At 65.8% G+C, this 11,202-nt stretch carries 9 protein-coding genes and 1 pseudogene; 7 read left to right on the plus strand and 3 right to left on the minus strand.

What is annotated here, in order from left to right; all coding sequences use genetic code 11:
• The 3 genes and pseudogenes from ACWDTF_RS24380 to ACWDTF_RS24390 all read right to left on the minus strand — a co-directional run.
• Nucleotides 1-540 (minus strand): DUF222 domain-containing protein (locus tag ACWDTF_RS24380; RefSeq protein ID WP_449755217.1); only part of this gene is annotated, 540 nt, incomplete at its 3' end.
• A gap of 161 nt (nucleotides 541-701) precedes the next feature.
• Nucleotides 702-851, minus strand: coding sequence for a hypothetical protein (locus tag ACWDTF_RS24385; protein WP_449755218.1), 150 nt, complete (start codon nucleotides 849-851; stop codon nucleotides 702-704).
• A gap of 236 nt (nucleotides 852-1,087) precedes the next feature.
• Nucleotides 1,088-3,283, minus strand: a pseudogene (locus tag ACWDTF_RS24390) (FdhF/YdeP family oxidoreductase); the annotation flags it as partial.
• 177 nt (nucleotides 3,284-3,460) lie between these two features.
• Here ACWDTF_RS24390 and mdo point away from each other — a divergent pair.
• The 7 genes from mdo (at nucleotide 3,461) to ACWDTF_RS24425 (ending at nucleotide 11,110) form a co-directional block, all read left to right on the plus strand.
• Entirely contained in the window at nucleotides 3,461-4,732 is a 1,272-nt protein-coding gene (gene mdo / locus ACWDTF_RS24395; protein WP_240857813.1) for an NDMA-dependent methanol dehydrogenase, read from the plus strand.
• A gap of 140 nt (nucleotides 4,733-4,872) precedes the next feature.
• Entirely contained in the window at nucleotides 4,873-5,901 is a 1,029-nt protein-coding gene (locus ACWDTF_RS24400; RefSeq protein ID WP_449755219.1) for a MadB family AAA-type ATPase, read from the plus strand.
• Nucleotides 5,902-5,907: 6 nt separating this feature from the next.
• Nucleotides 5,908-7,446: a MadC family VWA domain-containing protein gene (madC, locus tag ACWDTF_RS24405; RefSeq protein WP_449755220.1), complete on the plus strand. Its 1,539-nt coding sequence runs from the start codon at nucleotides 5,908-5,910 to the stop codon at nucleotides 7,444-7,446.
• Nucleotides 7,447-7,528: 82 nt separating this feature from the next.
• On the plus strand, nucleotides 7,529-8,269 hold the full coding sequence (locus tag ACWDTF_RS24410; protein WP_240857816.1) for a cutinase family protein: 741 nt from the start codon (nucleotides 7,529-7,531) through the stop codon (nucleotides 8,267-8,269).
• Between the two features lie 56 nt (nucleotides 8,270-8,325).
• Nucleotides 8,326-9,516, plus strand: a complete 1,191-nt coding sequence (gene macS, locus ACWDTF_RS24415; RefSeq protein WP_449755221.1) for a MacS family sensor histidine kinase — start codon at nucleotides 8,326-8,328, stop codon at nucleotides 9,514-9,516.
• The gene (locus tag ACWDTF_RS24420; RefSeq protein WP_449755222.1) at nucleotides 9,513-10,163 is read left to right on the plus strand and encodes a response regulator; all 651 of its coding nucleotides are present in this window, start codon (nucleotides 9,513-9,515) and stop codon (nucleotides 10,161-10,163) included. Before macS ends, ACWDTF_RS24420 begins: the two co-directional genes overlap by 4 nt.
• A gap of 68 nt (nucleotides 10,164-10,231) precedes the next feature.
• Nucleotides 10,232-11,110, plus strand: a complete 879-nt coding sequence (locus ACWDTF_RS24425) for a DUF2339 domain-containing protein (protein ID WP_449755223.1) — start codon at nucleotides 10,232-10,234, stop codon at nucleotides 11,108-11,110.
• Nucleotides 11,111-11,202: the final 92 nt, after the last annotated feature.

The raw sequence follows: 11,202 nt of genomic DNA on the forward strand, positions 1-11,202 counted from the left end.
GCGGTAGACGACGCGGTCGATCATGTCGCGCATCCGCGCCCGCGACCACGTACCTTTCCGGGTCCGCAACAACGCAGCGATCTCGGCATCCACCAGAGGTGCCGCCGCCGACTCGTCCAACAACTCGGTGCGCGTCACCGCGAGTTGTGCTTGCCACGGCGCGATGATCCCGTCGCGTAAACAGTCGAACACCTCGGGCAGCCGATCCCGCAACGACACCGCCTCACTGAGTAGTTTCTCCGCCGCACGCTGCCCGATCCCACAGGCGCGGGCGATCCGCGCCGCGCAATCGGCATACCCATCGGTCACAAACCCCGACCCGGATGGTTCGACGAGTTTGGCCGCCACATACCGGTCATAGAGCACCGCCGCCGACCGATACTCGGCATACGCCAACGACGCACGCCCACGATCGATCTCGGCCATCCCCAACAACAGATCGTTGGTCGGGGTTTCATCCGGAAAATCCGGGTCGACCCCACCGAGCAGCCCGGCAGCAAACTGCTCAGGCCACGGCGACGGCGTCGACAACACAGACACGACAATCCCTTCCGATACGACGAACCAACGGATCGGGACCATCCGCTCAACATGCTCATCATCAAAAGGAATCAGACCGGCAACCCGGTCTCAGTCATCAACTACCCAGTCATCACATCCCGTGTACAAACCACGCTAAACCATGCCACCGACAAAACTCGTCAGCCCTGGTCAACGCCCTTCATGCCGGCGTTCCGGAACAACGTCGGGCAGTGCGCATTCACGAGGAGCAGGTCGGGATCGTGCGCTGCCCACAGTTCCGCAAGTCGATCGTGGTTGTCGCGCACCCGCTTCCAATCCTGAGCGATCACACGCTCCATCAGCGTGAGTGCTCGCGGTACATGCCCGCTCCCTGAGCCTGGATCCGTGGAAGGCAGAGCTGGGCCCGAAATTCCGCTGCCTGAGGTGCGACGAGCGCTAGCGAGGAGCCTCGAAGGCCTGGTGACCGTCGCTACTTGGTCGCCGAATTGCCCTGTCTCACCAGCCCTTCGAGGCTCTCGGCTAGCGCCTCGCGCACCTCAGGGAGCGAGAGGTGGTGGACCTCCAACTACCTTCCGCCCCCCGCCAGCGGCGCGATCCGCACCCTCAGGCTCTTCATCAACGGCTGATCACTTTGGGCGCTGAAGTCGGCAGGCTCGATCAGCACGTTCATCTCTGGCATGTACCCAGCCGCGCTGCCCGACGGGATCTTGTACTCGACGGCCCGGAAGCCGTCGAGCTTCCTACGACTGCCATCCTTGGAGATCGCCTCGATGGCGACCCGATCCCATTCGGCGAGGCCGCGCGCGGACATGTCGTCGGGGTTCATGAAGACAAGTGTGCGAAGGTTCTTCACCCCTCGGTAACGGTCGTCGTCGGAGTAGATGGTGGTGTTCCACTGATCCTGCGAACGGAAGGTCTGCAGCACCAGCACATCCGACTCGGCCGGCACCTCATCGTGCAACGCGGACAGGCAGAACTCCGCTTTGCCACTGTCGGTCAGGAAGGTTCGGTCGCGCGCAGGCTGCAGTACACGGAAACCCATGGGCTGACGAACTTTTCGGTTGTAGTCGATTAGCCCCGGAATCACCACACCCATCGCGTCGCGAATGTGGTCGTAGTCGGCGACCAGCCAGTCCCATCGCATCGTGGATTCCGGCAGTGCGGCTTTCGCCATGCCTGCGATGATGGCGTGCTCCGACCGTAGGTTCGACGATGCCGGTTTGCGTGTGCCCGTGGAGAGCTGGACCATGCTCATCGCATCCTCGCAGCTGACCGATTGCGACCCGCTCTGTTGGACGTCGTCCTCGGTCCGGCCAAGGCAGGGAAGGATCAGCGCGTCTTTGCCGTGCGCGAGGTGGCTGCGATTCAGCTTGGTGCTGACCTGGACGGTCAGATCACATTGCGCGAGTCCATGTTCGGTGTATTCGGGATCGGGTGTGGCGCGGGCGAAGTTTCCGCCCATCCCGACAAAGACCTTCACATTGCCCTCGTCGAGTGCCTTCAAGGTGGCGACGGTGTCGAGTCCCCACTCGCGCGGGGGTTCGAAGTCGAAGCACTCGCCGAGCCGGTCGAGAAAGTCGGCCTTGGGCCGGTGATCGATTCCGCACGTGCGGTTGCCCTGCACGTTGCTGTGGCCGCGTACCGGCGACGGCCCGGCGCCGTCGCGTCCGACGTTGCCGCGCAACATCAACAGATTGACCACCTCGCGGGCCGTATCGACACCGTGCTCCTGCTGACTCACGCCGAGACACCAGCTGATGATGGCGCTTTCAGCTGTCATGTAGATGTCGGCGGCACGTCGGATGTCGTTCTCCGACAGACCCGATTGCCGTTCCAACTCAGACCAACCGGTCGCAAGAACCACCTCCCGGTACGACTCGTATCCGCGAGTGTGGTGCTCGATGAAATCGATGTCGAGCAGTTCGGGACGATCGAGTGCCGCCTCGAACAACGCCTTGGCCATGCCACGCAGCAGTGCCTGGTCGCCGGCCGGTCGCACCTGTAGGTTGAGAGTGCTTGTGGGAGTGGACTTGAAGCGCGCCATCTCCAGAATCTCGTGCGGCACGATCGTGCGCGTGCCGCCGACCTCGGAGAAGGTGTTGACGTGCACGATCTGCGCACCACGACGATGGGCGTCGGCCAATGTCGTCAGCATGCGCGGCGCATTGGATGCGACGTTGACGCCGAGCACGAAGATGGCGTCGGCCTGCTCCCAGTCCGCGAGGTCAGCGGTACCGACACCTGTGCCCAACGAGGCCTGCAGTGCCCGACCGGACGCCTCGTGGCACATGTTGGAACAGTCGGGGAGATTGTTGGTGCCGAACTCGCGTGCCATCAGTTGATACAGGAACGTCGCCTCATTGCTCAGACGGCCCGACGTGTAGAAACTCGCAGCGTCGGGCGTATCGAGTGCGCGCAGATGCCGGCCGACGAGCTCGAACGCGTCGTCCCAGCCGATCGGCACGTAGTGATCGGTCGCGGCGTCGTAGACCATGGGATCGGTGAGGCGCCCCCGGTCTTCCAGGGCGAAATCCGACCATCCGCGTAACTCCGAAACAGTATGGGCGGCAAAGAACTCCGGCATCGTACGTTTGCCGGTCATCTCCCAGGTGACGTGCTTGATCCCGTTCTCACAGATGTCGAGAGTGACGCCGGGATCGTCGGGCCATGCGCAGCCCGGGCAGTCGAAACCCGTTGTCGGATGATTCATCTTGAACATCGCCCGGGTACCGCGACCGGCTTCCCGCTCGCGTGTCAGGACCCCTCGCTGCGCTCGTCGCATCTCAGGCAGCGGAGTGGGACCTGTCCGGTGGGACAGGAATCGAGCTGACCACTCCGTCTGAACATCTGAGCAGATGAGCAGGTGTCCTTGTGGCGGCTGTGACCTGTGCAACACGGTGGACGGGTACCACCATTCGCCACAAGGGAGTAAGACCGCATGGCCATCGAGCTGAACCAGATCTGGGACTTCCCGATCAAGGATTTCCATCCGTTCCCCAACGCCAAACTCGGTGTCGGCGCACACGACATGCTGGGCGTGGAGGCCAAGAACCTCGGCATGACGCGCGTGCTGCTGATGACCACCGGCCTGCGCGGCTCGGGCATCATCGAGGAACTGATCGGCAAGATCGAGTACCAGGGCGTCGACGTCGTCCTCTACGACAAGGTCGAGTCCAACCCCAAGGACTACAACTGCATGGATTCGGCTGCGCTGTATCAGTCCGAGAAGTGCGACGGGATCATCTCGGTCGGCGGCGGATCGAGCCACGACGCGGCCAAGGGCGCGCGTATGGTGATCGCGCACGACGGCCGCAACATCAACGAGTTCGAGGGCTTCTCCAAGGCCACCAACAAGGAGAACCCCAAGCACATCGCCGTATCCACCACTGCCGGAACGGGTTCGGAGACGTCGTGGGCCTACGTCATCACCGACACCTCGGACATGAACAAGCCGCACAAGTGGGTGGCCTTCGACGACACCTGTCTCGTCGACCTCGCGATGGACGACCCGCTGCTCTACTACAGCTGCCCCGAGCACTTCACCGCGTTCTGCGGATTCGACGTCCTCGCCCACGCGAGTGAGCCCTATGTGTCCCGCTTGGACTTCGCGCCATCGCTGGGCAACGCGAAATACTCGATCGAACTCATCCGCGACCACCTGCGGACTGCTGTGTACGAGCCCCGCAACCTCGAGGCGCGCACGGGCATGATGCACGCGCAATACATTGCGGCACAGGCATTCAACTCGGGCGGACTTGGCCTCATTCACTCGCTCTCGCATGCGGTGAGCGCGTTCTACGACAGCCACCACGGCCTCAACAACGCGATCGCCCTGCCGCGCGTCTGGGAGTACAACCTCCCCAGCCGCTACGAGCGCTACGCCGACATCGCCGCCCTGCTCGGCATCGACACCAGCAAGATGACCACCGTCCAGGCGGCCGACGCGGCGGTCGAAGAGGCGATCCGGCTGTCGAAGGATCTCGGCATCCCCGACAACTTCGGTCAGCTCTCCGTCGACAGCTACGACAAGAACCGGATGAACACCGGCAAGTACGAGGGCCGTGGCGACACCATGGACACCTCGGACAAGCAGGTCCGGGCCATCGCCGAGCACATGATGGACGACTGGTGCACCCCGGGCAACCCCCGCGAATGCACCGTCGAATCGTTGATCCCCATGGTCACGCACGCCATGACCGGGAGTTACTGAGCACTGATCGACAGTGGGGCGCTGTCGCGTTGCAGTCCGGGCCGGGCATCTCGATGCCCGGCCCGCGCTCACCCCGTTCGACCAATTCCCTTGCCTGGACGATGAATCCCTGGACGATGAATCGAGGAGACATGTCGCTCATGTCGTCAGTGACCGACCAACCCACCACCTTCGAGAGCGTCGACGAGCTCGCTGCCGCTCTCGGCGAGCAGGGCTATCTGATCGATGACGAACTCGCCGTGGTGGTTCACCTCGCCACGCTGCTCGATCGGCCGCTGCTGCTCGAAGGTCCGGCCGGCGTGGGCAAGACGGAACTCGCGAAGGCACTCGCGGCGGCGTCGGGCCGGGAACTGATTCGCCTGCAGTGCTACGAGGGTCTCGACGAGTCACGCGCGCTCTACGAATGGGACTACGCACGGCAACTCCTGCACGTGCAGATGCTGCGCGATCGCATCAGTTCCGAATTGGCCACCGAGACAACACTTTCCTCTGCATCGGCCGCGCTCGCACGCACCGACGTCGGCGTGTACACCGAGGACTTCCTCGTACCCCGACCACTTCTGGCCGCCATCATGTCCACGCTCCCGACCGTCCTGCTGGTCGACGAGATCGACCGCACCGACGAGGCGATGGAAGCGGTGATGCTCGAGGTGCTCGCCGAGCGGCAGGTCACCGTTCCCGAGCTGGGTACCTTCGCCGCGCGATCGGCACCGTGGGTCATTCTGACCTCCAACGACACTCGCGAACTCTCGCCCGCCTTGAAGCGGCGGTGCCTGCACTTCCAGGTCGACTACCCGTCGGTGGATCGAGAACGGCGCATCGTCGCCGTGCGTGCACCCGAGGTCGAGGAGGCGGTCATCGCTCGCGTCGTCGAGATGGCCCGCGACCTCCGTGAGCTGCCGTTACGCAAGAGCCCGTCGATCGCCGAGGTCATCGACGCAGCCCGCGCCGCAGCGCTGCTGGGTGATCGCACCGGCGACCCGTCGACCAACCGGGCGCTGCTGTCACTGCTGGTGAAGTTCGGCACCGATCTCGACATCGCCCGACGCGCACTCGAGCGCCCGACGAAGAGCGAAACCATCTCCACCACAGGAGAAACCGGACCTCGAGGAACCGTCACCGCCACAGCGTTCGGGGCCGGTCGCGCCCGCAGCGCGCAACGCCGGTAGTTGCTGGTGCTCACCACCGAACGCCCGATATCACCGGGACGAGACGGCGTACTCGACCTTCTCGCCGTGCTCTTCGGACAGGTTCTCCGGCGTCACGGCGTCGCCGCATCGCCCGCCGAGGTCATCGAGATTCGACGTGTGCTGTCGATCATCGGGGCCGCGGACCCGACGCTCCTGCGTGCAGCGCTGCGCAGCGTGTGCGTCAAGTACACGCACGAGGCCGACGGCTTCGACCACGCCTTCGACCTGTTCTTCCTTGACACCACCGACGACAGCACTCCCGACGCCCTGCCCCGAACCCGTGGCGCCGCAGCCGAATTGCCCGATGACGTCGAATGGGACGAAGACTTCGAAGGTGCCGTACGACGCATCGGCGCGGACGAACACACCGACGAGATCGGCGATCTCATGATCGACGATCCGGACGCCGCCGAACGTCACGCCGAGAGCGCCCATCGCGAGGAGAACGACTTCACCGTTTCGGCCGGCACCGAACAACTCGGTGTCGACGCGGAGAGTGACACCGTGTCCGGAGGCATCACGTACACCGTCGAGATCGACGAGGCCGACTCGGCCAGCGTCGGCGAACTCGTGGGGTCGGCGACACGGGTTCGGGGAACTCCGTTGGGGCTCAAAGACGCTGCCGCGATCCTGCGGGCTCTCGACGCCTACGACGCTCGCAGCGCCTATGGCACCGACGGCGCAGAAGGGCTCGACGACCGGCGTCGTGCCGAACTCGAACGCGCCTTGACCGCATTCATCGACGCTCTGGCTGCCCGGCTCGACACCGAGTTGTCGGTGCTCGCGCAGGACACCGACTCGGCGTCACGAACGACGACCGATCAGGCCGACATCGACCGCGCATGTCATCGCCTCGTGCAACGGATGAACGGCGCACCCCGTCGGGTCCCGCGTCGGACCGACCGTGGCCGGCTCGACATACGACGCACGATGCGAGCGTCGGTGCCGACCGATGGCGTGCCGGTCATGCTGTGGCGACGCGCTCGGACGCCCGGCCCGGTGCGCATGCTGATCGTCGCCGACGTCTCGCTGTCGGTGCGACCGGTCGCCGGCTTCATCCTTCGACTCGCTCAGACCCTCCACCGGATGGGGCGGCACTGCGAGGTCGTGGCGTTCGTCGACCAACCCGTGCTCGTGACGTCGGCTCTGCGCGCCGCTCATACCGACGACGCCCTGGCCGCGGTGCTGGCAGCCGACGGCCTCGATCTCGCCGCGACGAGCGACTACGGATCGATGTGGTCGACGATGCTGGAACGCTTCGGAGATCTCCTCACCGCCCGAACCTCGGTGCTCGTGGTCGGCGACGCGCGCAGCAACGGTTTCGACCCCCGTATCGACCTCGTTGCCGAAGTATCCCGACGAGTCCATCGCCTGGCCTGGGTCACGCCCGAACCGTCGAGGTACTGGACCCAGGCGGGTTGCGCAATGGCCGACTACGCCGACCACTGCAGCACCGTGGTGAGTGCCCGCGACGGTGCGGAGATGCTGAGCCGCGCCGACGAGCTGGGTGCCGCGTTGAGCTGATGCCGAAATCCCGCGCAAAAAGAACCGAGATCCGACCCATCCGCCGACCATCCTCATCCGAACACCCGATATGAATCACAGTATGAATGTCCGGACCACCCGGCCCATCAGGCGTTGGTTGACGGCCCTCGTATGTGCGCTCGGCGCACTCGGGGGGTCGATCGTCGCGACCACCACCACGGCCCCAGCCGCGTCGGCTGCGCCCTGCTCCGATGTGGCGGTGGTGTTCGCGCGCGGTACCGCCGAACCCGCCCCGATGCTGGGGCTGACCGGTATCTCCTTCGTCGAGTCGATGCGGTCGCAGCTTCGCGGGAAGTCGGTCGCGGCCGAGGGCGTCAACTATGCGGCCAGCGACAAGTTCAACAATCGAGTGGTCTTTGTCCGCAGTGTCGCCGACGGTGTTCGGCAAACGCAGCGGGACGTGACGGCGATTGCCCGCAGCTGCCCGAAGACCCGGATCGTGCTGGGCGGATACTCGCAGGGCGCCGTGGTCGCGGGGTACGCGACGAGCGGCAAGATCGCGATCCCCGACCGCTACCGCCAGTACGAGCGTGAGGTACCTCCGCCGCTGCCCGCCGACGTCGCAAGCCACATCGCCGCGATCGTCATGTTCGGTGCGCCGTCGGACCGCTTCATCACCGACATCGGCGCGCCGCCGGTCCGCGTCGGCTCCGCCTATCGCGGCCGCACGGTCCGCTACTGCATCCCCGGCGACACCATCTGCAACGGCGCGCCCGTCGGCGGCCCGAACGCAACCCACGTCCTCTATACGGTCAACGGAATGACGATGGACGCGGCTCGATTCGCGGTGCGTCGCCTCTGAGTCCACTTCATGGGCGATGATGGTCGCGACGTCCGCGACCATCATCGGGAGAGAGCATGGCGACCGGGTTCGACCGCTTGATCCCGTCGTCGATGCTCGCCGTCGATTCCGACCCGGTAGGCCCGCTGTGGCGTGCCGCGCAGATCTTTCGCCTGGCGTCGTTCATCTACGCGCTCGGTTTCCAGATCGTCATCAACGACAACCTGGACAAGCCCGGTCTGACGTGGGCCCTGTTCGGCCTGATGACTGTCGCGAACGTCTGGTGGGCGACGGGCTACCTGGTCGGCTTCGGCCGCCGATGGTGGTTCGTCGCTTCCGAGGTGGCCGTGTCGGTGGTGATGATGCTGTCGACCTCCTACGTCGCCGACGAGGGATGGGTCGCGGGGAACCAGACCTGGCCGACCACGCTGTGGGTGGCCAATTGTGTGCTGTCGAGCGCTCTGCTCGGCGGTCCGGTGTGGGGTGTGATCACGGCGGTCGTCGTCGGCTGCGCCAACTTCTTCGTCAAGGACGACATCTCACTCAACTTCGGCCGCAACGCCACCCTGCTCCTGCTGATGATGACCGGACTGGCGGTGGGGTTGGCCGCGTCGCGGGCCCGGGTGACCCACGCCCGTCTGACCGCGGCCATTCGCACGGCCGCGCAGGCCACCGAACGCGAACGCCTCGCCCGCGAGGTGCACGACGGTGTGCTGCAGGTGCTCGCCCTGGTCGCGCGACGCGGCGCGGAAATCGGGGGTGACGCGGCCGAACTCGCTCGGCTCGCAGCCGAACAGGAGCAACGCCTGCGCCGACTCATCGCCGATCAACCCGAGACCTCGACGGGCGACCCGACACCGTCGTCCGACGTCGACCTGGGTGCCGCGCTGCGTGAACTCGGTGCCGACACGGTCAAGGTCAGCGCTCCCCGTGAGCCGGTGCCGGTGTCGGCGCACATCGCCGACGAGGTGCTGGCCGCGGTCGACAATCTGCTGCACAACACGGCAGAGCATGCGGGGAGCGGAGCCCAGAGTTTCATCCTGCTCGAGGACCTCGACGACGAGGTGGTGATCAGCGTCCGCGACGACGGACGCGGCATCGCACCGGGCCGGCTCGAGGCGGCCCGCCAAGAAGGCAGGATGGGTATCGCCCGGTCCGTCGTCGGGCGCATCGAAGATCTCGGGGGTCGAACGCAATTGCAGACGTCTCCGGGTTCCGGGACCGAATGGGAGCTGACGATTCCCGTTCAGGAGGGCCGCGTCCGATGACCGAGAAATCCGTGCGGGTGATGGTGGTCGACGACCATCCGATGTGGCGCGACGGCGTCGCCCGCGATCTCACCGACGAGGGATTCGAGGTGGTGGCGACCGCCGATGGCGTGCGTGCAGCCACCGAACGGGCCGCCGCCGCCCAACCCGACGTCGTCCTGATGGACATGAACATGCCCGACGGCAACGGTGCGACCGCGACCGCCGCGATCCTCGAGAAGTGCCCCGACGCGCATGTCCTGGTGCTGTCGGCGTCCGACGAACGCGACGACGTCCTCGACGCCGTCAAGGCGGGCGCCACCGGGTACCTGGTCAAGAGCGCTCAGCGGGCCGAACTCGTCGCAGCGGTCCTCGCCACCTCGAATGGCCAGGCAGTGTTCACCCCCGGACTCGCCGGACTGGTGCTCGGCGAGTATCGCCGCATCGCCCGTGATCCCGGTCCGTCGACGCCGGTACTCACCGAGCGGGAGACGCAGGTGCTGCGGGAGGTCGCCAAGGGGTTGTCGTCGCGGCAGATCGCCAACCGCCTGTCGATCAGCCCGCGGACCGTCGAGAACCATGTCGGCGCATCGCTGCGCAAGCTGCAACTGGCCAACCGCGTCGAACTCACGCGCTACGCCATCGAACACGGGCTCGACACGGACTGACAACTACCCACCGAAAGTGGGTACATCTACGCATGATCGTCGGGAGCCGGCGGTCGAAGGTGGACGGTATGAATGCCACCACTTCATCACCCGGCCCGGAGTCACCGGCCGACACCGTGAATCGCATCCGGGGAGAGTTCGCCGACATCACGCGGCGCCTCTCGCACGCATCCGATGAACTCACCGCACTGCACGGGGTTCTGTTGACGCAGACCGCTGCCCCCGCGCAACCGGTCCACACTCCCCCGATCCCGCAGCAGCCGACGCCGACACAGACGCCGCAATTGCATCCGTTGCAGCCACCAACAGCCACCTTCCCCCCTCCCCTGTTCACACCGAACCATCGTGTGCCGCAGTACGCGCCGACTCCGCCCCGGGTGCAGCCGCTACCACCGCCGCCCCGGCCACTTCCAGTCCCCCCGCGGGCCTCGACCGCCGAGAAGATGACCGCGGCGTCGGAGGGCGGACTGATCGGCAAGATCCTCGCCGGCATCGGTGTCGCGATCACGCTCATCGGCGTCGTGCTGCTCCTCGTGCTTGCCGCCCAGGCCGGACTGCTGCGTCCCGAGCTCCGCGTCGCCGGCGGCGCACTCCTCGCCGCCACCCTGTTCGGCATAGGCGTTCGACTCGGGCACAACGTGCAGAAGCGTTCTGGTGCAGTCGCACTCGTCGCGACGGGGGTGGCAGCCGCGCTGTTCGACGTGCTGGCCGCCACCGCGATCTACCACTGGCTGCCCGACTACGCCGCACTCCTCGTCGCTGCGGTGCTGGCCGGCGGCGGCCTGGTGGTCGCGCATGTGTGGGACAGTCAGTCCCTCGGCCTCATGGTCGGCATCCCGCTGGTTGTCCTCGCACCGTTCCTCGCCGGCGGCGACGACGAGATCCTGGTCGCCTTCCTGCTCACCTACGTCGCAGTGACGTTGTGGATTCAATTGGGCCGCAACTGACGGCGCTCATCGAAATTCCCCAGTGATGCTCATCTGAATTCCCCACCCCGTGTGGCTCCGCCGGAGAGGGCGGGCCTCCCGAGATGCTGGTG

The sequence above is a fragment of the Gordonia sp. NPDC003422 genome (assembly GCF_053588675.1).